The 23,194-nt window shown below is 55.0% G+C and carries 20 protein-coding genes and 1 pseudogene; 15 read left to right on the top strand and 6 right to left on the bottom strand.

Annotated elements, in window-relative coordinates:
• The first annotated feature begins 831 nt into the window (after nt 1-831).
• On the top strand, nt 832-1,128 hold the full coding sequence (locus ACR0NF_RS13940) for a hypothetical protein (RefSeq protein ID WP_480778443.1): 297 nt from the start codon (nt 832-834) through the stop codon (nt 1,126-1,128).
• A gap of 120 nt (nt 1,129-1,248) precedes the next feature.
• Here ACR0NF_RS13940 and ACR0NF_RS13935 read toward each other — a convergent pair whose 3' ends face one another.
• From ACR0NF_RS13935 to ACR0NF_RS13925, 3 genes are all read right to left on the bottom strand, one after another.
• Nucleotides 1,249-2,265: a GlxA family transcriptional regulator gene (locus ACR0NF_RS13935; protein ID WP_480472237.1), complete on the bottom strand. Its 1,017-nt coding sequence runs from the start codon at nt 2,263-2,265 to the stop codon at nt 1,249-1,251.
• 1,333 nt (nt 2,266-3,598) lie between these two features.
• Entirely contained in the window at nt 3,599-6,865 is a 3,267-nt protein-coding gene (locus ACR0NF_RS13930) for a transglutaminase-like domain-containing protein (RefSeq protein WP_480778442.1), read from the bottom strand.
• 1,040 nt (nt 6,866-7,905) lie between these two features.
• Nucleotides 7,906-8,919, bottom strand: coding sequence for a LacI family DNA-binding transcriptional regulator (locus ACR0NF_RS13925; protein WP_480472239.1), 1,014 nt, complete (start codon nt 8,917-8,919; stop codon nt 7,906-7,908).
• Nucleotides 8,920-9,028: 109 nt separating this feature from the next.
• On the opposite strand from ACR0NF_RS13925, the gene ACR0NF_RS13920 reads away from it, so the two are divergent.
• From ACR0NF_RS13920 to ACR0NF_RS13885, 8 genes and pseudogenes are all read left to right on the top strand, one after another.
• Nucleotides 9,029-9,877: a sugar phosphate isomerase/epimerase family protein gene (locus ACR0NF_RS13920; RefSeq protein ID WP_480778441.1), complete on the top strand. Its 849-nt coding sequence runs from the start codon at nt 9,029-9,031 to the stop codon at nt 9,875-9,877.
• A complete protein-coding gene (locus tag ACR0NF_RS13915) occupies nt 9,874-11,394 on the top strand; it encodes a sugar ABC transporter ATP-binding protein (protein WP_480778440.1) in 1,521 nt (506 codons plus the stop codon). Before ACR0NF_RS13920 ends, ACR0NF_RS13915 begins: the two co-directional genes overlap by 4 nt.
• The gene (locus ACR0NF_RS13910) at nt 11,391-12,356 is read left to right on the top strand and encodes an ABC transporter permease (RefSeq protein WP_480778439.1); all 966 of its coding nucleotides are present in this window, start codon (nt 11,391-11,393) and stop codon (nt 12,354-12,356) included. Before ACR0NF_RS13915 ends, ACR0NF_RS13910 begins: the two co-directional genes overlap by 4 nt.
• Complete coding sequence (locus tag ACR0NF_RS13905; protein WP_480472243.1) at nt 12,356-13,306, top strand: ABC transporter permease; 951 nt, start codon at nt 12,356-12,358, stop codon at nt 13,304-13,306. Before ACR0NF_RS13910 ends, ACR0NF_RS13905 begins: the two co-directional genes overlap by 1 nt.
• 32 nt (nt 13,307-13,338) lie before the next feature.
• Entirely contained in the window at nt 13,339-14,463 is a 1,125-nt protein-coding gene (locus ACR0NF_RS13900; RefSeq protein ID WP_480778438.1) for a substrate-binding domain-containing protein, read from the top strand.
• A 62-nt stretch (nt 14,464-14,525) separates the two neighbouring features.
• Nucleotides 14,526-15,587, top strand: a complete 1,062-nt coding sequence (locus tag ACR0NF_RS13895) for a sugar phosphate isomerase/epimerase family protein (protein WP_480778437.1) — start codon at nt 14,526-14,528, stop codon at nt 15,585-15,587.
• The gene (locus tag ACR0NF_RS13890; RefSeq protein WP_480472246.1) at nt 15,587-16,699 is read left to right on the top strand and encodes a Gfo/Idh/MocA family protein; all 1,113 of its coding nucleotides are present in this window, start codon (nt 15,587-15,589) and stop codon (nt 16,697-16,699) included. The genes ACR0NF_RS13895 and ACR0NF_RS13890 overlap by 1 nt, the downstream gene beginning before the upstream one ends.
• A gap of 398 nt (nt 16,700-17,097) precedes the next feature.
• Nucleotides 17,098-17,412 (top strand): annotated as a pseudogene (locus ACR0NF_RS13885) (transposase); the annotation flags it as partial.
• 125 nt (nt 17,413-17,537) lie between these two features.
• Here the strand turns inward: ACR0NF_RS13885 and ACR0NF_RS13880 are convergent.
• The 3 genes from ACR0NF_RS13880 to ACR0NF_RS13870 all read right to left on the bottom strand — a co-directional run bounded on the left by ACR0NF_RS13880 (nt 17,538) and on the right by ACR0NF_RS13870 (nt 19,343).
• A complete protein-coding gene (locus ACR0NF_RS13880) occupies nt 17,538-18,599 on the bottom strand; it encodes a YeeE/YedE family protein (protein ID WP_480472247.1) in 1,062 nt (353 codons plus the stop codon).
• Between the two features lie 41 nt (nt 18,600-18,640).
• Nucleotides 18,641-18,949 carry an ArsR/SmtB family transcription factor gene (locus ACR0NF_RS13875; protein ID WP_170543314.1) on the bottom strand — a complete coding sequence of 103 codons (309 nt, stop codon included), beginning with the start codon at nt 18,947-18,949 and terminating at the stop codon, nt 18,641-18,643.
• A gap of 100 nt (nt 18,950-19,049) precedes the next feature.
• The gene (locus tag ACR0NF_RS13870) at nt 19,050-19,343 is read right to left on the bottom strand and encodes a hypothetical protein (RefSeq protein ID WP_480667633.1); all 294 of its coding nucleotides are present in this window, start codon (nt 19,341-19,343) and stop codon (nt 19,050-19,052) included.
• A gap of 161 nt (nt 19,344-19,504) precedes the next feature.
• On the opposite strand from ACR0NF_RS13870, the gene ACR0NF_RS13865 reads away from it, so the two are divergent.
• The 6 genes from ACR0NF_RS13865 (at nt 19,505) to soxA (ending at nt 23,189) form a co-directional block, all read left to right on the top strand.
• Nucleotides 19,505-20,245, top strand: a complete 741-nt coding sequence (locus ACR0NF_RS13865) for a cytochrome c biogenesis CcdA family protein (RefSeq protein ID WP_480472249.1) — start codon at nt 19,505-19,507, stop codon at nt 20,243-20,245.
• Nucleotides 20,246-20,259: 14 nt separating this feature from the next.
• Complete coding sequence (locus ACR0NF_RS13860; protein WP_480472250.1) at nt 20,260-20,838, top strand: thioredoxin family protein; 579 nt, start codon at nt 20,260-20,262, stop codon at nt 20,836-20,838.
• 131 nt (nt 20,839-20,969) lie between these two features.
• A complete protein-coding gene (gene soxX / locus ACR0NF_RS13855; RefSeq protein ID WP_480472251.1) occupies nt 20,970-21,446 on the top strand; it encodes a sulfur oxidation c-type cytochrome SoxX in 477 nt (158 codons plus the stop codon).
• A 46-nt stretch (nt 21,447-21,492) separates the two neighbouring features.
• Nucleotides 21,493-21,909, top strand: a complete 417-nt coding sequence (gene soxY, locus ACR0NF_RS13850) for a thiosulfate oxidation carrier protein SoxY (protein ID WP_480472252.1) — start codon at nt 21,493-21,495, stop codon at nt 21,907-21,909.
• Nucleotides 21,910-21,943: 34 nt separating this feature from the next.
• Entirely contained in the window at nt 21,944-22,273 is a 330-nt protein-coding gene (gene soxZ, locus ACR0NF_RS13845; RefSeq protein ID WP_480472253.1) for a thiosulfate oxidation carrier complex protein SoxZ, read from the top strand.
• Nucleotides 22,274-22,343: 70 nt separating this feature from the next.
• Nucleotides 22,344-23,189 carry a sulfur oxidation c-type cytochrome SoxA gene (soxA, locus tag ACR0NF_RS13840; RefSeq protein WP_480472254.1) on the top strand — a complete coding sequence of 282 codons (846 nt, stop codon included), beginning with the start codon at nt 22,344-22,346 and terminating at the stop codon, nt 23,187-23,189.
• Nucleotides 23,190-23,194: the final 5 nt, after the last annotated feature.

Genomic DNA, 23,194 nt, shown 5'->3' with positions numbered 1-23,194 from the left:
TTGGGCATTGCCTCAAGCGGGCTCAGCGCTTGCTTGATCGCGTGATGTGCGGATTCAGAGTCAGCTTCGAATTCTTCGACGCTCTGACCGAATTTGCGCAGGGTTCGTTCCTGATAGTAGTCTTTGCGCAATTCGTCGTCAGGGGAAAGCGCATGGCTATCTTTGGAAACTTAGACGCATAGAAATAATCGAGGGGAAAACACCAACCTGGTCGACGGAGTGCGCGAAGTTCTTATGACCAGAGATTTGAAGGGTAACCTCCTGACGTTACCCTTCGTTGTCTTTCATTTGGGATCAGAGCACGCGCTACTTTGGGATGCTGGAGCACGAAAACCCATCACACAACGAGAACGTACCGCACCCTTTAAGCAGGCATCCCTTGTTTGTAACGCACCAGCTGCAATCCCCGAGACTCTGAATGCCGAAGATTATTATGATAATAGGTTTGGGCTGACCTTCTGAATCCGAGAAGGCACCGAGTTGTTCTGTCAAGAATGTGAGCCTCTCAACATCGTCAGTTAATGACTCTGGAGGTAGTCTGACATCTAGATTTTCCTACTCTTATCGTATGCGCTGAAGCTATCTGACAGATTGAGGAAGAAGTTCTGCCCTTCGATCTAAAATATGACGGTATAACTGGCGCCATCGCCTAGTTCTCAGGGCCGATCAGAGACCGAAATTTGAAGCAACTCATTCTCTCCTGTGAATTTATTGAGGTTCGAGGCACCACCCTTTAAGCGATATTGATTCAAGTCAAACATCGCAGCTGTGACGAAGGGATAAGACGAGCATAGCTTCTCCTTTTACGCAGTCCTTGTGATTTGGATCGACATGCTCGCAATAGTAGCAGTCTACCAGCCGACTCAAGTATGGCGTGTTGCTGTGTTTTGCTATGTCCGATACGGCGTGCTCTATCGGGATCTGGAAGAGTTCATGGTCGAACGCAGCATAGCCCAGCTACTGAAATTGCCACTTCTCCAATATTCTTTGAAAAGGCTAGGTCTGATGAAATCACCCGAAAAACCGAAATCTATCTGTCGTCTCGTTGCCGCAAAAAACCAAGCCCTGAACAATCTCAGCAACGGCAACACCCCGATCTGGAAAGTTGGTGATGCTGATTGTTGTTGACGGTTCGAAGGAACAGTCTCATTTCTTACGACCCACTCTGAGCCTTCTATCAACACGATCTAGGCGGAACTTATAATAACAGCATGGAGGTTGCGATTTCTGACACAAGCCAATCGCAAATTATCCCCGTCTTTCAGACCAGCCTCTTCTGAACGAAGTTGGTGCTTCACCATAGCGTTTCTTGAACCGCACTGTCAGCTGGGTGGCGCTTCCAAAGCCCGTAGCGGCTGCGATCTCAGATACGGGCATCTCGGTTTCGCTGAGCAATGCGTAAGCCCGTTCAACGCGTAATTCGATGTAAAACTGCACTGGTGAAGTTTCGACATACTTTTGGAAAAGGCGCTCTAACTGACGACGAGATATCTGTACGGCCTCCGCTATTTCAGAGATATCCAATGGGTCTTCAAGATTTTCATGCATGATCTGCATGGCATTGATCAGGTATTGGTTGCGGCTGCCCAACGCCACCGAGAACGCTGATTTCTGAAGCGTTTTACTGTTGTTGGACCGAAAGTGGATGCACATGTCTGAAACGATGACCGCGAGGTCGTTTCCAAAATCGGATTCGATTATGTCCAGCATCATGTCAATTGCAGCGTTGCCACCACCGCATGTCATAAGCTCGTTATCGATCTCATACAGGTTTGCCGACGGTTCCAAATCATGAAAGTGTTCGATAAAAGCAGGGCGGTTTTCCCAATGCAAAGTGAATCTTTTCCCTGACAAAACTCCAGCCTTTGCAAGGGCAAAAGCTCCAGTACAGATACCACCCAAGTTACAACCATAGGCCTTCTGGCGGCGAATCCATGACAGCACATTGGGGTTGGTGCTTTCTGCCGGTTCAATACCCGAGCAGACAAACAGCCGCGAGGATCGCGGTAGGCTACACAAGGCGAAATCCGGCGTAATCTCAATTCCATTCGAACAAGAAACCGGATTTCCGTCTTCTGTGATCAGAAACCACTTGTACAATTCCTTGTTTGTGACCTGATTGGCGATCCGTAAAGGTTCCACTGCAGCGCTAAAGGCAAGCATGGTCAGTTTAGGCAACAGCAGGAAATATAATTCTTTGGCCGACCCATCGAAGTCTATGCGATAGCTGGCCGCGCCCTTTGGAATAAAGTTTCTCGGGTTCATTTTAACTTCTCCCAGTGGCAACCAAGATGGATGAATGGCACCAACACTCCATAGAGTATAGGTGTAGAACAGTCAGGTACTCATCCATGCAACAGGTTCACAGCTTTCCTTTCAGGAACGGATCTTCGTTTCACTCGCTCTTGGTGAGAAGAGCCTAGTCATGGCAGAGAAGATATCGAAGGCTAGCGACAACCAGCAAGCAAACACGGTCACCTGGCACGTCCGTCGCTCAGACGTTGCCAACTTCTGGCGCGTGTGAATGACGGCCTGACGAAACTCCTCTGTGGGCGGGTCCCGGGTTTTAGATGGCTCAAGCTCTCCTTGAGGATCAGCTTGTTCAGCTTAAGTTCAGCCACGATATTCTTCAGCCGAGCGTTCTCTTTCTCCAGGCGCTTCTGCTCGGGCAGCTGTGCTCGGCCCATCCCGCCGAAGCGCTTTCTCTAGTTGCAGTACGTGGCATCGCTGGTGCCGACGCTACGACATGCCGATGCCTCATCGTGACCTGCTGTCAGCTTTAGCTCGATCTCACGCCGCCAACGCAGCTGCGGCACAGAGCATAGCGTGGAAATGCAGTTAGTATCAAAGTGATTGAAAAATCATGACATTTCTGCATCAGAAGCGAACGAACCTAAGCGTTAACGAAAGGTTAAATTGAAATCTGTTGGAAACTATCCTGCTCTGAATCACGTCCGGCGTTAAACGTCATCCAAGCAAAAACAAAGCACCAGGTTACGAGTACCTATTCTGGGATCTCGTCAAATAGCCGAAGGGTATCGGATGATCTGTCGCAAGCTTTGGGGTGGTTCAAAGCTAGCGCTCAGGTTGGATATAGTCATCTTGTGAGCTCTGCAAATTGAAGGAATCCGCATATTGAGGATCCGAGTTATCCCTTCCTGCGCGAATATGCTGACCTGAGTTGGTATAGAAGAAAGGAAAGGGAGAGAACTAAACCCAATCAGTGTCGATCACGACCGCACTCGCCGCAGATGCTCGTTCCCCAGGAAAAGTTACTTCCAAGCCGCATAAAGACGTATTTTCTCCCGATATCCAGCCGCAAGTATTACACCGCCTGAGCCGGTATGGCCGATTGTCGTTGACATTCCATCACTCAAATATGGCGGGCTAAGTGTTCCATTTTACGGCTTGATTTTGGTGTGACCCGACGGTCAAACGCGGATGCTGCAAGATCGTCTCTAATTGCAGGAGGGTCCCAACCAGAACAACCATCTCTACCAAGCCGAGCTTTGAGCAACTTGGGTGTCGCCCCCATATCATCTGCATCAAGGGCACCCAGCGGGCTACTGTGAGGTTTGGACGGGGAGGCCTGAGTCGCCTAATCCGCTTTTGATTGCGCATATCGCCGATTGTTCTCTAAAAGCGAGCTTTTGCCCACGTCTTCAAGCCCTTGGTCGTAGATTTCCACCGCGCGTTGCCAGCCATCATTGTTGAAATACAGCCTCGCCCATTTCTCGTAGGCGTATACTTTAACATCGTGCGTCGTGTCGGGATCAAGAACAACCGCAACGTCGTCAATGAGTTTCAAGGCGGCGTCCGGCCTATCGTCATTGATCATCACTTCAATCCGATCAGACAAAACGTTGTCTAAAACATCTGACATGGTTTTGCTGTCGGGAAAGGTCTGTTCCATCTTCTCAACTGCAGCGATCAAGCCAACCGGGCCATCCGCGTTGAGTGCAGTTTTGGACCATTCTTGAAAGGCATAAGGAACATTGCGTCGCAAATCGCGCGAGTCCGGAACCAGCTCAAGCCCAGCGGCATAGGCAAGCAGTGCGCCTTGCCAATCACTTTGCTCCAATCGCGCGTTCCCCCAGTCACGGTAAAGCACAATGGTGCTGCTGTCGAAATCCTTGGGCGAAAGAAACGGCCTTGCGCTCGCCAGTTGTGTCTTCGCAAGGTCAATCTCGCCGGATCGAACGGCTTCGGAGATCAGTTTCTGTATTGTTCGCGTGCCCATTTTCGCGACCTTGTTGTCGCTTGGAAATAAGATACCCAGCTTTTCTGCCGCAGTGGCCACGCCCTGAGCGCCCGATTCAGCTCCGGCCGAACGCGTCCATTCCTGCGCCACGTACGCCACGTTATTGGAAAACAGTTTGGCGTCGTTTAATTCGCTGCGGCCATTAGAATATAGTATTGCGGCTGTTTCCCAATCTTTGTCATTCATTGCGAGTTGTGCGCGATGATCAATGATTAGAACTCTGAGTTTGCGAAAGCTGTCGGGTGATAGTAGCAGCTGTGCACTTGCCAGAAATCGCTCTGCATCATCATAGTCTCCATCGCGCAGTTGCGCGTTCACCTTTCTGATAATCTCATTCTCTTCAAATCCTGGGTCTATCGCGAAGGTCGGAAACAACTGACGAAGCAAGGCGTTGACCGCTTCCAGGTCAGCGGTTCCCCCTTCTGATAGCGCAGTTGCCTGCCACCTCTGTGCAACAAAGCGCGCATTCCTAGATAGGTAATAGTCATCGGGGTGCGCTGTCAGCCCATCTGAATGCAGTTCAGCAGCCGCTTGCCAATCCTCTCCATCGATCAGCGCGCGGCTATAAGCGTTATAGGCATACGCTCCGGCGTCAAAATCGGAACCCGCTTTGGCAATCAAAGGCTGAATTTCTTGCGCCACGGCCAATGTTTCTTCCAGTGTGCGGGCTCCGAGTCCCGCATTGATTTGCATTATGGCAAAGTTTTCGGCCACGGCATCAAATTCCGCAAGGGCCGCAAATCGGTTTGATAGATCCGCAATTCTGGATAGCCCTTCGACAATTCCACCGCTGTCCTTGGCCCATTCCTGCGCAAGGAAGCGTGCCAGTCGCTGAACGCTTTTGGAGTCGGCGTCTGCGCTGAGACCCTGCATCAGCAGATCCGCAGTGACCTCATAGTCTTTTGTGCCAATCAAAGACCGCGCCTGTCGAAGATAGAGGTTTGACTGCCACTTACCAACTTCGGCTTGTGCCGCACCCTCCAGGAGATCGACCGCCCGGTTCGATATTGCAAAGGCTTGCTCCCATTCACCGCGAGATATGGCTACCTCTGCCGGCCTCAAAAAAACTGCAATGCGGTCGGGATCGAAGTTTTGGTCTGGAATCTCTTTCGCTGCCCGATCGAGTATTTCAAGCGCTGCAACATAGTCCCCCGAAGCTGATAGAGAGTCCGCCCATTTGCTCCATACCGCGCGCTGGTTTGCGGCAAGAATTTCGTCATCTGCAGACAATCGTCGGCCCAAAGCAGCAACGGCCGTGGCCTGCTCCCATTCGCTGGCTTGCCCCAGCGATCTGGCCCATCCGTTCAACGCCGCCAGTGCATTCGTGATGGCGGATGAGAATTCAGGGTCAAGGCTCATGGCGCGGAAATTGGCAAGTAGAGCTTCACGGAATTTTCCGTCGCGATAATATTCCACTCCGTGATTATAGTAGATCAACGCAGCCGTCCCGTTGCGGTCAATCTCGCGTCGTAGATCTTTGTTCGACTGGGGAATGTAGTTGAACCCTGTGAGCTCGCGGAATTCCTCGATTTGTTCACGGGCGGGTGCGAACCCACGTCGGGTCGTTGTCTCGACGTCCACATGGTCAATCCCGTCATAGAGTATTGAAAAAGCATGGTCGGGAACTTCAATAGTTCTTAGGTCCAAACCCAAACGCCAACCAAGAATGTTATACAGGGCTGCTGATGAGACACAGTTAAAAATACCTTGGTCGAGAACCGTTGATACATCCGTTTGTCGCAGTCTGTACCCGTTGGAAAACGTGTTCTCGTGCAACCATTCCAAAAGGTTTGCACCAAGCACAAAAGGGGATGCGTTCTCATCTAAATCTGCACGAATCTGGGCTTCGATCCCATCAAGCTGTGCACGGTAGGCATCGCGATCGGATTGTTCGATCACACCCGAAGCCAATAGGGCAATTTCCTCCAGATCGCGCATATCGAGCATTTCAGTCTTCGCTCGCTCAAAAATGCCCTGCTCAGCCGCTGTCAGCGAAAATCCGATTTCACCAAGAGCTTCAAGTTCTTCGATCATGGTAATCGCTGTCGCCGGAGCTTCGCCAAATGCGTATTGCGGCTCTGGTGGGCCGTCCCGGCCCATCAACCACACGTCGGTCAGGGCGAATTGTGTCTGACCGTCTGCCGGGAAAAGGCGAATTAATGCCCAGGACGCCGCGGCGGGCGCCAGCGTGATGACCTGTTCGGGCTTCAGTGCATCTATGCGTTCTTCGAACATAGATCGAAACCCGGAAGTCGGAGAGTAGGTTGAAATCAGAATATCCACTCGGGCAGGTGGCGTGTCTGAGGGATTGTTTGACAGGGCAAGAACAAGTTCCGTCGCACTGGCAACGCGTCCTCCGAAACCAATCACCACATCCACCGGTTCCCCGCCAACAATGTCAAATCGAGCGACCGTATCTGCATTGCCGTCCAACAGCGCGGCAATGGACGGCAAATGTTCCGGGGCAGTCAGATCGGCTTCAAGCCCAGCGCCCTGGAGCGTTAAGAGCGACGTCGCATCTTCTTGAGCAGACGCATCGCCGGGATAACTGACACCAGCGACAAGTACGATCGGAAGCAAACAAGAATTACGTGAAAAGAACATTAGCCTACATCCCATTGGATATGAGTGCGCTGTCCTTGACCGGAGCTTTCAACGTGAAATGTGTTTCCAAATAAACAAAATACGCTTCGATGCGTGACTTCCCGTGGCGAACGAGCGATTTTCGCATCCACCATGGAAGTGCTTCAAAGTCTTTACGAAATTCGATCATACAATCGTGGAAGATCATTTCCTTCCCCTCGGCTGAACTGTAATGCGTTCTCGTCTTTACTGCATTGTCGGCATGCGAACCTCCTAGACGACCTTTTTATACTAGGCGCGCGCAGTGCATTTCGTCCACATTGTCACCTAGACTTACAACCTGACCTAACGGTGTAGTGGATAGTTTCACGCAAAAAGGGTTTCATCCCTCCGGTTGTTACTGCAAAAATCGGCTTCGTCCCTGACTGCTACTGCGGTAGTGCATACCGGCGTAAGCAAGGGACTACTGGAGGCGCCCGTCGAGCTTTGCAAATTCTGCCTACTGCGCATCGCCGCCATACTTGCGAGGCGTAACATCGTTCGGTTTGGGCAGCCAGCTTCACAAAGCCAATTGTAGCCCGATGTCACAGGCCGCTAATTGCTGGATGCTTGCTTCAGAAAACTATGCAAAATCAGTTTAAAAATTGTGCTCTCAATTTCTGGACTGTGTCACCAATTGCCGGACTGTACCCTTAATTCCAAGACTATGCATTTTGGGGATAAGTAGCGTTTCAAACTGGCTGAACAGGGAAGGTGGTTCAGCGAGCTGACAAACAAATCGCATCTGGTTGGGGTGGTGATATTGATCAACGGCAAGAAACACTGGTGGTAACATGTCATTGATTCAAATGGCGATGGGCTGGATATCCTAGTTTAATCGCGCTGAAAAAAGGGTTCAGCTAAGCGCTTCTTGCGAAAGCTGTTTTGGTGTTGGGGCAGGCCACGCCCGGGCCGATGCTTTTCAATATTGAGCGAGAGTATGCGTCCGAAGTGACCGCATGGTTGTCGCTCAGGACACGCTTTTCGGTAAAAGGTGAACAACCTGACAAAGCCAATGGAACCTATTCGCGTAGCTTTCCAACACTGTTTCTCGTCACGATGGAGTGTTCCAGAAACACTGAGCCAACCGGATATTCGTTATTCGCCAGAAGTTCCAATAACATCTCCATCGCGCGTTGCCCTATAAGGTTTCGCGCCTGGTGTACGGTCGTCAGTTCAGGTTGAAAAATTCGGGAAAACGGTATGTCGTCAAAGCCCATCACAGATATCTGGTCGGGCACGGTAAATCCATGTTGCTGAAGGCCCCGGATTACCCCCATAGCGGATTCATCGTTGGCGCAGAAAACGGCGGTGGTTCGCGGATATTGGGTGATTAACTGATCTGCCGCCTGCTCACCATATTCATAGGTGAAGCCACCGGGGATGGTGTGGATGTGGTCTGTCAGGCCGGCTTCTTCCATCGCCTGAACATAGCCAGCGCACCGGTCATTGGTCAGCGGATTGCCTTCGGGTCCGGTGACATGCGCGATTCTTCGGTGTCCCTGAGCAAGCAGATATTGCGTGGCATCGAACGCCGCTTTCCGGTTGTCGGTCCCGACATGAGCATAGCTTGCATCATCCAGTCGTTCTGAGATTGAGACGACCGGGGTGCCCTCCGGCAGCATCCCATCCGGAGGCGCGGCACCGTTCAGAATCAAAGCACCATCCGCGCGTCCGTTGCGCAGGTTTTCGAGGATATTCGCATACCGCGCGTCTTCCCCGTTGGTGTTGCCGATTAAGATCGTCAGATTGGCGCGGGTCGCAACTTCTTCGATGCCTGACAGGATCTTGGAAAAGAAGGGGTTGGAAATATCCGGCAGGATGACCAGCACCGTACCCGACCGATTTCGCCGCAGCATCTGCGCAGCAGTGTTGACACTGTACCCAGTTTCCGAGACAGCCGTGAACACAGCGTCGCGTGTTTTTTTGGAAACGATATCAGGCGATTGCAACGCCCGGCTTACTGTGGCGGTAGAGACACCGGCCACCCGCGCAACGTCCCGAACCGTGGGTCTCTTATTCGAGTTTCTTGTCATGCTGACGATTTATAGCAGCGAAAAACGAAGAATGTAATGGTTTACATAACAAATGAAATCGATTACATAGATTCGCACCGTGACATCTTCTGAGCTCTGGGGAGGGGACATGAAGCTGGGTGTGAACCTGCTGTGCGTCGGTGGGCTGATCGACAAGGCGCGGCTGGAGTTTTGCCAGCTCGCTGCCGAAGCAGGGTATGACGGTGTTGAAATTCCAGTCCTTGAAGGGTCCGCCGATCACTATGCATGGCTGGGGGCTGAGCTGGATGCGCTGGGGCTGGAACGGACCTGCACAGCGATTGTCCCTGATCCCAACGCAGACCCGACCAGTGCCGACCCAGATATCCGGGCGGGCGGTGTTGCTCATCTGGACTGGATACTGGACTGCGCGACAGCACTGGGTGCCGAAACCATCGGCGGGCCCTTTCATGCGCCGATCGGGCATTTCACCGGCAGCGGGCCAACCGCTGACGAATGGCAGCGCGGTGCCGAAGCGCATCACCGAATGGCTGAAAAAGCGGCTGAGCGGGGGATGCGACTGGCGCTGGAGCCTCTCAACCGATTTGAAACCCATTTTCTGAATACGGCCGAACAGGCAGCGCGGTATCGTGACTTGGTCGAGCATCCCGCGTTCGGGATCATGTACGACACGTTCCATGCACATATCGAAGAAAAGGATCAGGCGCAGGCGATTGCAGCACTCTCTGGCCGGATCAACGTTCTGCATATCTCGGAAAATGACCGCGGCACGCCTGGAACTGGGCAGATCGACTTTGGCACGATCTTTACGGAGGTGAAGAAAACCGGGTTCGATGGCTGGGTGGTGATGGAGGCCTTTGGTGCAGGTGTCCCGGAACTCGCTGCGGCCACCCGCATCTGGCGCCCGATGTTCGAAGACCACCCGCAGCTGTTTCACGATAGTGCTGCGTTCATTCGTAAGGGCTGGGCGGAGGCATGAGCAGTGATGTCATCTTTGAGATGAAGGGGATCACCAAGGTCTTTCCGGGGATCAAAGCGCTGGACGCTGTCAGTTTTTCGGCGCGCCCTGGCGAGGTCCATGCCCTGGTCGGAGAAAATGGCGCAGGCAAATCCACGCTGATGAAGGTACTGTCCGGCGTGTATCAGGCAGAAGAAGGCGACATCTTTCTGCGCGGCCAGAAGGTGCGGTTTCAGCACCCGCTGGAATCCCTCGCTCAAGGTGTCAGCGTAATCTATCAGGAGTTTTCGTTACTGCCGGACCGGACCGTGGCCGAGAACATCTTTCTGGGCCGGGAGCCCACGCGTAGTTGGGGCCTGTTGGACATCGACAGGATGCGGCGCGAAACGCAGGAGGTGTTGGCGTTGTTTGGGGATCGCCATCGCTTTGGCCCGGACACCTTGGTCAGCGATCTGGACGTCGCGCAGCAGCAAATGGTCGAGATTGCCAAGGCGTTGTCGCTTAACGCACAGGTGATCGTCATGGACGAGCCGACGGCGGCGTTGAACGATGCCGAATGTGATCTGCTGTTCCAACTGATTGACGATCTGCGCGGGCAGGGGCGGTCGATTGTCTATATCACCCACCGCATGCGCGAAATTCGCCGTCTGGCCGATCGCGTCACCGTCATCAAGGATGGCAAGGTCGCGGCCGCATTCGATCATGTGCCGGAAACCGGTCAGATAGTCGAAGCCATGGTCGGGCGTGACATTGGGCATTTCTACCCAGAACCCGCGACGCCGGATGAGGTTGGCGAGGCCGTGCTGAATGTGCGCGGGGGCGGCAATGACCGCCTGTTCGACATTGATCTGGACTTGCGCGCGGGTCAGATCACCGGGTTTGCGGGCGTTCAGGGTGCAGGCCGTACGGCGCTGGCCTTGGCCCTGTTTGGCGTGGAGCCGTTCGAAACCGGCGCGGTGACGGTTGAGGGGAAACCGGTCCGGCTGACCAATCCGCGCAGCGCCGCCAAGGCCGGGATCGCCATGCTGCCCGGCGACCGCAAGGCTGAGGGGCTGATGCTGATGCAATCGGTCCGTGACAACGGCATGATCTCGGCGCGGGCGTTTTCCGAGGCTCTGGGCGCGCCGAACAAGTCGCCGATTGCGACTCTTGATCAGATGGATGCGCTGTTTGATGCGTTTGATTTACGTGCGGCGAATTATGAGGTCGAAATTCAGTCTCTGTCCGGCGGCAACCAGCAAAAGGCTATCGTTGCACGCTGGCTGTCGCTGGCCCCGAAGATTCTGATCTTTGTCGAACCCACCCGTGGCATCGACGTCAACACAAAGGCCGGGATCTACGCCCAGATGCGTAAGCTGGCGCAAGAGGGGGCGGCGGTCATGGCGATCTCGTCTGATTTGCCCGAAGTTCTTGGCATCTCGGACCGGGTTCTGGTGATGAGCGACGGCAAGATCGTGGCCGAGTTCGGATATGGCACCAGCGAGGCCGAGGTCATGCATGCCGCGACCGAGGCGCATCTGGAACTGGAAGCCTCATGAAGATCGGCAAACCCCGGAACCTGGCAGCTCTTGCGCCGTTTCTGTTGCTGCTGGTGGCGGTGGCGATCTACGTCATTGTCGCGGTGGCGACCGGGCAGACGCAATATCTGACCGCCGAAAACCTTCTGGGCCTTCTGGGCCGCTCAATTGCGCTGGGGATCACGGCGATTGGGCAGACCTTTGCCATTCTGATCGCGTCCATCGATCTGAGCGTGGCGAACCTGATCTCGGTATCTGCGGTGTTGGCCTCGTCCATCATGTCGGGCGATCCGTCGATGATGCTGCCGGCGATTGCCGCCGTCCTGGCGGTGGGCGTTGTGGTTGGCCTGATCAACGGGCTGGTAATCACTCAGTTCGAGGTCAACCCGTTGATCGCCACCCTTGGTATGGCGCTGATCCTGCAGGGGCTGTTGAGTGCTACGTTCAACAATTTTGCCGGGGAAGTTCCGGAAGAGTTTCAGGTCTTCGCCTATGGGCAGGTCGGGGGCATCTCGATCAGCCTGATCTTTCTGATCGCCCTGGCGGTGGTCGCCTGGGTGTTCCTGCGCTTCACTCGTGCAGGATCAAACATCTATTCGGTTGGTGGCAATCCGGATGCGGTCAAATTGGCCGGTATGCGCACCGCGCGCGTGGTCATCATGGCTCATGTGATCTGCTCGGTCTGCGCAACCATAGCGGGGCTGTATCTGGCCAGTCGCCTACGCTCGGGCGCGCCGTGGATCGGGCGAGACGGCGTCTATGATCTGGAATCCATCGCTGTGGTTGTCATCGGAGGCACCGCCTTGTCCGGCGGGCGTGGGGGCGTCTGGGGTACTCTGATGGGGGTGATGATCTTCTCGCTGATCGACTCGATCTTCAACATCGCGGGCGTCGATGCCTTTGCCAAACAGATCCTGCGCGGGGTTATCATCGTAGCCGCCGTTGCCGTCTATGCCGTGCGCAGCCGGAGGATCGAGGCATGATGGCGCGGCTGAAGCAGATAAATCCTGTCTTTCTGGTGCTGGCGCTGTTGTTTGTGGCGATTGCGATCCTGTCGCCGTATTTCCTGCAGCCGACGGGGTACATGAATTTCCTCAAACGTGCGGCACCGATTGCGATCCTGGCGGTGGGGCAGCTTTACGTCATCAACTCGGGCGGGTTTGATCTGTCGGCAGGAGCATTGGTGACGCTGACGGTGATCGGCAGTTCGATCCTGCTGGACGGGGATGCCAGCGCGACGTGGTGGGTGATCCTTGTCATGCTGGGGTTGGGCGTGATCGTGGGCACGGTGAACGCACTGGTGGTGTCGTGGCTCAAGGTGCCGTCGATCATCGCCACGCTGGGGATGATGATCACGCTCAGCGGTGTGGCCCTGACATGGTCGGGAGGTGCTCCGCGCGGGTATCTGCCAGAGAACTTTCGGTTCTTCGGCCGCTACCTGATCAAAGATCTGCCGCTGATCAAAATCCTGCCCGTCGCGGTGATCGTGATGGTCGTAGTCTGCGTTGCCATGTGGTGGCTGATGCACCGCACCAATTATGGCAAGCGCTTGATTGCGATGGGCGACAATCCAAAGGCCGCATTGCTGGCCGGAATCCCACTCACGGAAACGCGGATTGTCGCCTTTATTATGTCCTCGATCTCGGCCGTCATGGCTGGGATCTTGCTGGGCGGCTTCGCGGGCGTATCCACAGATGTGGGCGTCGGGCTGGAGCTTCAGGCGATCACCGCCGCCGTCATCGGCGGTGCACAATTGCTGGGCGGGCGCGGCACCGTAGGAGCCACTATTGCGGGGGCGCTGGTGTTGCAGGCGATGTTCACGCTGCTCAACATCCTGGGCTTTCCCAAACCCATTCGCGACGTGGTGCAGGGACTGATTTTGATCTCGGCGGTGGTGATCGCCGGATACCGACGACGCCGATCCGGGGGATAGGCGCCCGAAACTATTCAGAGGAGGAAACAAGAATGATCAACAAATTCACGGCAACAGCCCTGACTACGCTAGCGTTGGCCTTGCCCGCCCAAGCGCAGAACTTCGACGACCCGGCCGAGTTTGCAAAACAAAAAGACATGCTGGGCGCAACCGCCAATGGTGATGCCGCAACCCCATGGTTGCAACACTATGGCGATGTGATGGCCGATACCTCGGGCTTCAAGAAGGACGGCCCGCATACGATCTGTTTTTCGAACGCAGGCGTGAACAACCCATGGCGCGTGGTCGGTTGGAATACCATGCAGGCCGAGGTCGAACAGCATGACAGCATCGCCGAGTTCATTGTGACCGACGCCGAGGGCTCGGACGACAAGCAGATCGCCGATATCGAGGATCTGCTGGCCGGTGGCACTTGTGACGCCCTGATCGTGTCCCCCAACACGACCGCAGCCCTGACCCCCGCTGTGGAAAAAGCCTGCGAACAGCTGCCCGTGATTGTGTTCGACCGAGGTGTGAACACCGATTGCCCGGTCACGTTCATCAAACCGGTTGGCGGATATGGCTTTGGCATCCAGTCCGGTGAATTCATCGCCGCCAACGCGCCCGAAGGCTCGGACGTGCTGATGCTACGCATCCTGCCTGGTGTAGACGTTCTGGAAACCCGGTACTCCGCTGCGAAACGCATTCTGGAAGAGGCCGGTCTGAACATCGTCGGTGCGGAATTCACCGATGGCGACCGCGCCAAGACCAAAGCGATTGTCGAGGATTATATTCAGCGCGGCACCCAATTGGGCGCGGTCTGGATGGACGCGGGCGCAACTTCGGTCGCGGCGATTGAAGCCTTCGAGGATATGGGTTTGGACGTGCCGATTGTGACCGGCGAAGACCAGCAGGATTTCCTGCAGAAATGGCAAGAGATCGGCTTGAACACCATCGCGCCGACCTACCCGACCTATCAGTGGCGCACGCCTATTCTGGCGGCGCTGAAAATTCTGGATGGCGAAGCGATCCCCGGACCTGAATGGAACCTGCCGCAGCCGGCAATCACCAACGACAATCTGGCCGATTTCGTGAACCCGTCGATGCCGCCGCTGCACTATGCGGCTTGTGGCTGCGAAGGCATGCCGGGCTATCCCGAACGCTGGGGCGGCAAGTAATCGCCTGAACCCGTCAGGCCCCGGTCGGGGCCTGACATACAGGATATTCATGGGAGGCTGATATGCCGGGTGCGATCAAAGGACCGGGGTTGTTTTTGGCACAGTTTGCGGATGACGCGGCTCCGTACAATTCGTTGGGGTCGATTTCGGAATGGGCAGCGGGTCTGGGGTACAAGGCGGTACAAATCCCGAGTTTCGACGGGCGGTTGTTCGATCTGGACAAGGCCGCCGATAGCCAGACCTATTGCGATGAGATTGTCGGCACCTGCCGCGATGCGGGCGTTGAGGTCAGTGAGCTGTCGACCCATCTGCAGGGCCAGCTTGTTGCCGTCCATCCCGCCTATGACCAGTCTTTCGATGCCTTTGCCCCCGAGACCGTGCACGGCAACCCGCAGGCGCGACAGGATTGGGCCGTCGATCAGGTCAAAAAGGCCGCCATCGCCGCGCGGCGCATGGGGCTGGATACCACGGTCAGCTTCACCGGATCGCTGGCCTTTCCCTATCTCTATCCGTGGCCACAACGGCCTCAGGGCTTGATCGAAGAAGCTTTCGCCGAGCTTGCCCGGCGTTGGCGTCCGATCTTCAACGCGTATGCGGAGCAGGGCGTGGCTATTGGCTTCGAAATCCACCCCGGCGAGGATGTGTTCGACGGAGCGACCTTTGAGATGTTTCTCGATGCCGTTGGCGGGCACGAGGCCTGCCGCATCAACTACGACCCCTCGCATTTCTTGCTGCAGCAGATGGACTACCTAGAGTTCATCGACCTCTATCACGAGCGCATTTGCGCCTTTCACGTCAAGGATGCCGAGTTCAACCCGACCGGTCGCCAAGGCGTCTATTCCGGCTATCAAGGCTGGACCAACCGGGCAGGGCGGTTCCGCAGCCTCGGCGACGGGCAGGTGGATTTCGGTGCGATTTTCTCGAAGCTGACGCAATATGGCTATGACAGCTGGGCGGTGTTGGAATGGGAATGCTGCCTGAAATCCCCCGAACAGGGTGCAGCCGAGGGCGCGCCCTTCATCGCGCGCCATATCATTGAAACCACAGATAAGGCCTTTGACGATTTCGCGGGCGGTGAAGTGGATCAGGCCATGATCCGATCCATGCTGGGGCTGGACCAGTGATGCCTTTGAAACTGGGCATGGTTGGTGGTGGGCAGGGCGCATTCATCGGAGGTGTGCATCGTATCGCGGCCCGGCTGGACGGGCAGTGGCATCTGGTAGCGGGGGCGTTGTCGTCGGACCCGAAGCGGGCCGAGGCTTCGGCCAAAGAACTGGGGATCGAACGGTCCTATTCCGACTTCCGCCAGATGGCACAGGCCGAGGCCGCACACGCGGACGGCATCGACGCGGTGGCCATCGTGACCCCGAACCACATGCATGCGGACCCGGCAATTGCGTTTCTTGAAGCTGGGATTCATGTAATCTGCGATAAGCCACTGGCGTCCACAGTCAGGGACGCCGCGCGGATCAAGGCAGCGGTGGAAACGTCGCCTGCGCATTTCATTCTGACACATAATTATACCGGCTATCCCATGATCCGGCAGGCGCGTGACATGGTGCGCTCGGGTGATCTGGGCAAGCTGCGGCTGGTACAGGTGGAATACGCGCAGGACTGGCTGACCGAACCCGCCGCGTCCGATAACAAACAGGCCGATTGGCGGACCGACCCGGAGCGGTCTGGGGCCGGAGCCATCGGCGATATCGGCACCCACGCGTTCAATTTGGCGCATTTTGTGACCGGCGAAGTCCCCTCGCACCTTGCCGCCGACCTGTCCAGTATGGTTTCGGGCCGTCGGGTGGATGACAACGCCCACATCCTGTTGCGCTATGCCAGCGGCGCGCGCGGTATGCTATGGGCCAGTCAGGTGGCAGTGGGGAATGAAAACGGTCTGCGTTTACGTGTATATGGCGAATGCGGCGGCATTGAATGGTCGCAAGAACATCCAAATCACATGACGTTCACGCGATTTGGGCACCCAAGTCAGACCATGACGCGTGGTTCTGCTGCTACGTCCCAAGCATCGAGGGCAGCCACACGCGTACCCCCAGGACACCCTGAAGGCTATCTGGAGGGGTTTGCGACTTTGTATGCGGATGCCGCGGCCCTGATCCGGGGGGATCAGGGGGCGCAAAATCTGTTGCCAGGTTTGAACGATGGAATGCTGGGTATGGCCTTCATTGCCAGCGCCTTGAAATCTTCAAAACATGACGGGAGATGGATCGATATCCAATGAAAGAACCAATCTCCCACAGTTTCGGAGCTTGGCGTATCGAAGTGGTGCGATAGGAAAGATGCGCATGAAAATCAGGATGCCACAGCCAAGGTTGGGATCGCCATCAGGAAAAAGGGCCTGAATAATCGAACTGAAACCTCGCACTGGTACGCCTGCCGACGAGAGAAGATCATGAGGCACTACAGGTCTCCCAATCAGGGCACGATTTCTCTTAGCCTATGAGCAAACCACTGCTCTGCTCCGCCCAAAAAAATTTCACCGCTATTCCGTCAGATCTTAACGCTACGCCCGCGCCGATGCTTTCAATATTTGGCAAGAGTATACATCCGAAGTGATCGCATGATTATCGCTCAGGACATGCTCTTCGGCAAAAGATGAACAACCTGACAAAGCCCTTCAAAAAAGGGGGGCGTGGCCGAAAGATTGGTCGAACCAAGGGCGGCATGAACACCAAATTGTACGCGGTCTGCGACAGCCAGTGGCGTCCACTCAACTTGTTCGTCACTGCCGGACAGGTCAGTGACTACATCGGTGCACGGGCCATGCTCAGCAGCTTGCCGAATGTGGAATGGCTGCTCGGAGATCGGGGCTACGACGTCGGCTTGTACAGTAAGGCGTTGAAAGACAAAGGGATACGAGCCTGCATCCCTGGTCGGAAACAACGAAAAGCAACCGTTCAATACGACAAACGCTGCTACAAACGGCGTAGCCAAAAGCACAAGACTACTGGCGAGGACTCCGTAAAGTTTTGAATGTAGTCACTCTCGAAGATGCAGCTTTATAAGCACACTCACATTTGTTGTAGAACTGCCAATACTACAGCAATTGAACCTTTAACTCAACGCTCAGTTATGAACGACAGTCCAGACACGAGTTGCCTCAATCCAAGCGCTGCGCCTGCAAATATTGCGGCGAATGTTACGGGTGCGCTGTAGGCCAGAAGTGAGAAGGCAGATATGCCTTGCCCGACGCTGCACCCAACCGCGATGATCGCTCCTGGACCCATAATCGCCGCGCCTAGCATTTGCCGCTTGAGCTCACGCGGATCTTCGCAAGCTTCCCATCGGAAATGGCCTTTAGACCACGACCCCCAGAATGCGCCAATGAGAACGCCAGAAACTGATCCGACCGCAAAGGACAACGTGTTTCCAGACGCTGTCATAAGGTAGAGCATCGTGTCACCAAGGGGTGCAGCGAAGGTATGGGTTTGCACCGGCTCACCGTCGAAACCGTTTGTCGCAACCCAATTCGTACCAAGCCAGCCTGAGACGATCGCTAGTCCGACGACAGATCCCCAAAATACTTGCGCCGGTGTACGGCGGAAGCGCTGGTTCGCCAAAGCAAAGATCACCAAAGCGATGCCGATGACAGCGCCGATGAGCCAAGCTGGAATAGAGGTCAGCCGCTCGGTCAGGAAGCTAATGCTCTGCGGGTCACGCAGGTCCATTTCCACTGGAAAGGCCCAAACCCGCAGATATGCGAGCGGCCCGGACATCACGACGTAAGCAGACAGACCCATGATCAAAACGATGACAAATGATCTAAGGTCGCCACCTCCCAGCCGTGCCAGCGCGCCATAGCCGCAGTTTCCGCTGATGGCCATTCCGTAACCGAACATAAGGCCACCCACGATCGAACCGAGTGGGTTCCAGGTCTGCGCAAGGTACCTTGTTCCGACAGGATCAAGCCATCCCAACCCTATGGCTGCATGGCTGCCGACAATCGCAACACCGATTGCAATAGCCCACATGCGCAGCCGTCGGTCATCATCTGCGTAAAGGTAGTCTTCAATTGCACCCAACGTGCAAAAACGGCCGATGCGCGCAGCCAGCCCCAATACGATGCCACCAATCAAACCGATCAGAGCAACGGTATTTGCGTCTCCCAATGCTTCGAACATTGCCAGTCTCCTCCCAAAGCTGGCGGTTTTCTGAACGGCTTCTACTTCTCCCTGCAGAAAAGATCGTAAACGACTTCCAGAATTTGCGTCGATCGATCATCAGCCAATCTGTAGTAAATCGTTTTCCCCTCACGCCGCGTTTTCACTAAGCCTTCAAAGCGCAAGCGGGATAGTTGTTGAGACACGGCAGCCTGACGTGCCGAGAGCATTTCTTCCATCTGCGTGACAGATTTTTCCCCTGACGACAGATAACACAAAATCATCAGGCGCCCCTCGTGGCTGATTGCCTTGAGGAAACTTGACGCCGTCTGAGCATTCTCCATCATTCTGTCCATGTCTTCGGCGCACATGTCCTTGGAGAACACAGGCAGTTTCGAAGATTTGTCCAACAAGATCGCCTCGCTTTCTTGGCTTCACGCATTCAAAACAGTTTATGTAATCTGCCCCAATTTATCCAGAGGTCTCAAGCGGCGCCCCTGCGTCACGCAGCAAAACGCCCAGCAAACCCCAGAAAAAGTCTTCACCGGGATAGCCTTCGATCCGGCCGACTTCTTGACCGTTGTCCAGCAGAACAAAGGTTGGTGTGAAGTAGAGAGATCGCTCCAACGCTATGCCATCAGGTAGGGCCTCATGAATATCGACGCGCTGAAGCGGAGCGGCATTTCCTTCGGGTGTCTTGGGGTAGATCTCTGAAATTTCGGCGTCCCATCGGGCACACCACATACACCCTTCTTCTTCTGCCATCAGAAGCGCCATTTCTGCCCGTGAAATCCCGGGGCAAACAAGCAAAAAACTCGCAAGCACAAGCAGAAATAGGTGGCGCATCTCAAGCTCCGATTGACTGTAGCAATATATCTTTACTATTTTGAATGTGTGAATGATAGCGCGTCAGGACAGGTTTGACCATGCTCGACATTACATTTGCAGGAGCTTTGGTCGCAGGACTGCTATCCTTTCTGTCGCCCTGCATTCTGCCGATTGTGCCGTTCTATCTGAGTTATCTCGCAGGGGTTGGGATGGAGCAGATATCTGCGGGTTCGTCTATCTCCGCTGATGTTCGACGCAGGGCGACGCTTTCTGCAATCGCATTTGCAGCGGGGATCATAACGATCTTCATGGCGCTTGGGGCGACGGCTTCGATATTTGGACAGCTGGTACGAGATTATTTCGACATCCTGCGTTGGATCGCAGCGGCGATCATCATTGCGATGGGTCTGCATTTCCTGGGCTTCGTTCGTATCGGGTTCCTGTATCGCCAATTTCGTGCAGACGTCGGCGAAACATCAAACGTAAGTCTGATTGGGGCCTATGTCCTTGGATTGGCATTTGCTTTTGGTTGGACACCCTGTGTTGGGCCGGTCCTTGCCGCGATCCTGTTTACGGCGGCCGGAACCGAAACAGCCTGGCGTGGTGCGATGCTTCTGTTCGTATACGGGGTTGGAATGACTGCACCGTTTGTTTTAGCGGCCTTTCTGGTTCGCCCCTTCATGCAGTGGATGGCGCGGTTCAGGAAGCACTTGCCCCTCATCGAAAAGGCCATGGGTGGTTTTCTGATACTTTTCGGCGCCCTCATCGCAACCAACTCCATCAATCACATTGCACAATGGATGCTCGACCACATGCCATGGCTTGCAGCCATTGGTTAATTCGGGAGGAAGACATGAAACGAGCTTTGTCAGTTTTAATCGCTTGCCTGATAGGCGGGGTAGTTTCCGCCGCTGAGCTGGGCGACGACGGATTGCATAAGACACCGTGGATGCGCGACACGTTCAAAGACCTCCGCGAGGATCTTGAAGAGGCCTCAAGCGAGGGTAAACGGTTGGTACTATTCATTGAACAGCAGGGCTGCATTTATTGTAAAAAGATGCACGAAGAGGTGTTCCCCCAGCCTGACCTGGAGGCGTTTCTCGAAGAGAATTTCTTTGTCGTCCAACTGGATTTGCATGGAAGCACTACGGCCACCGACTTTGACGGGGAAGAGAACGAGCAAAGAGCGCTGATGCGCAAATGGGGGATTCTGTTTACTCCAACGCTTGTATTCCTGCCAGAAGAGGTGCCCGAGGGTGCCACAGCCATCGATGCCGCGGTCGCTGTAATGCCCGGAGCGTTCGCCAAGGGAACAACCTTAGATCTTTTCACCTGGGTCGATGAGAAACGATACGAACTTGATAATGGTGAAGATTTTCAGCGGTATCACGCGCGTCGCATTCAAGAGCGAAACAATGTTTCGCAAGATTGAGCGCTACTGTTATAAATAAAAAAATTCATTATAATGAATTTAATGTTGCGACAGGCGGTACTCGTCGACTACGGTACACAAAGGCTTTGGGTCGCAAGGCGCCGTCGGCGCGTTAGCAAATGGGAGGGATCATGAAGCTGAGACTCTTAATATCGGTCTGCGCAATGACGGGAGTTGCCGCATATGCGGCAGATACAGAGCCGAAAAACGTAACCTATGATGACTATGGCGCTATCGAGATCTCTTTGACCGGCGTTACAGGTGACGCGGCAAATGGCGCGCTTATCGTTGGCGACAAGTCAAAAGGCAATTGCGTGGCGTGCCACGCGGTCTCGGCCTTGGCCGACATTCCGTTCCATGGCGAAGTTGGACCGATACTGGACGGTGCCGGTGATCGTTGGACCGAAGCAGAGCTTCGCGGATTGGTCGCAAACGCAAAGATGACGTTCGAAGGCACGGTAATGCCGGCGTTCTACAAGGATGACGGCTATATCCGCCCGGGCGATGCCTACACCGGCAAAGCGCCAAGCGCGCCGTTGATGTCGATCCTGACAGCACAGGAAATCGAGGACGTGGTCGCGTTTCTTGCGACCTTGAAAGAAGAATGATCGCGCTTTCTGGCGTGAATTCTCGAAGATTCAAAGGAGATTGAAAATGGAACTCTCTCGCCGCGAGACTCTGGCCCTTGGGCTGGGCGCCGCGTTCCTGACAATTTTGCCGTTACGCGCAAATGCGGCCGCTGAAGATGCAATCGCCGCATTTACAGGCGGGGCAGATGTGGCTGACGGCGGCGTTACGCTGACAGCACCGGAAATCGCAGAAAACGGGAACACCGTACCAATCGAGGTTAACGCTCCGGGTGCTGCTGCAATTCTCATCGTGGCCGCAGGCAACCCCGAGCCGGGTGTTGCAACGTTCAATTTCGGCCCGCTGGCTGCTGAACAAGCCGCTTCAACCCGCATCCGTCTTGCCGGAACGCAAGATGTCATTGCCGTGGCGAAGATGGCAGATGGCAGCTTTGCCAAAGCGTCCGCGACCGTAAAAGTGACAATCGGCGGCTGCGGCGGCTGATCGCCACGCGCCCTGAAGAACAGGAGACTAACCAATGGCATCCGGTGTAAAACCCCGCGTCAAGGTTCCAAAGACAGCCGCTGCTGGTGAAACCATAACGATCAAGACTCTGATCAGCCACAAGATGGAAAGCGGCCAGCGTAAGGATAAAGCAGGCAACGTTATTCCGCGTTCGATTATCAACCGTTTCACCTGCGAGTTTAACGGAGAAATGGTGGTTGATGTGACTATGGAGCCGGCGATTTCGACCAATCCGTACTTTCAGTTTGAAGCAACTGTGCCTGAAGCCGGCGAGTTCGTTTTCACTTGGTACGATGATGACGGCTCGGTCTACGACGAGAAAAAAATGATCGAGATCGCCTGACGGCTCGACCACTAAGGAAGGTCAGCGCTGGTTGTGAATTCTGGCGCTGGTCCACCAAGGGAGGAACGCAATGAATACCAAGGCACTAACGGCGATCGCGGCAGTTCTGGTTTTCCCAGTGGCAGCAATGGCCGGACCGGATGACGACAATCTAGTAATCAATGACGAGCTGGACATGACCTCGATCACCGAGGCGCCAGCGCATGTCGAGAACTTCGATACGATCTACTCGGGCTGGCATTTCAGGACAGATGAAACCCAGGCGCTTCAAATTGATGATTTCGACAATCCGGCGATGATCTTCGTCGATCAGGCTGCCGATCTCTTTGAGACGGTTGATGGTGCCGCTGGGGAAAGCTGTGCCTCGTGCCATAATGGGGTGGAAAGCTTCAAAGGATTGCAGGCGTCCATGCCAAAGGTTGATGCCGAAAGCGGCAAGCTGGTGGTCATGGAAGATCTGATCAACAAGTGCCGTACGGATCGCATGGAGGCCGATGCCTGGAAATGGTCTGGCGGAGACATGCAGGGTATGGTCGCCTTGATCGGTCTGCAGTCACGCGGGATGCCTATGGATGTTGCTATTGATGGCGATGCCGCCCCGTTTTGGGAGCAGGGCAAGGAAATGTATTATACTCGCTACGGTCAGCTAGAGCTGAGCTGTGCCAACTGTCACGAAGACAATTGGGGCAATATGATCCGAGCGGATCACCTGAGCCAGGGTATGATCAATGGGTTCCCGACTTACCGTTTGAAGCAGGCCAAGCTGATCTCGCGCCACAATCGTTTCCGCGGTTGTATTCGCGATACGCGGGCGGAAACCTTTGCTGAAGGGTCGGACGAGTTCCGTGCGCTGGAGCTCTATGTTGCCTCGCGTGGCAACGGGCTTTCAGTCGAAACTCCTGCAGTACGTCAGTAACGAAC

The sequence above is a fragment of the Ruegeria sp. CF4 genome, assembly GCF_056537345.1.
This window is presented reverse-complemented; position numbering and strand designations above follow the sequence as displayed.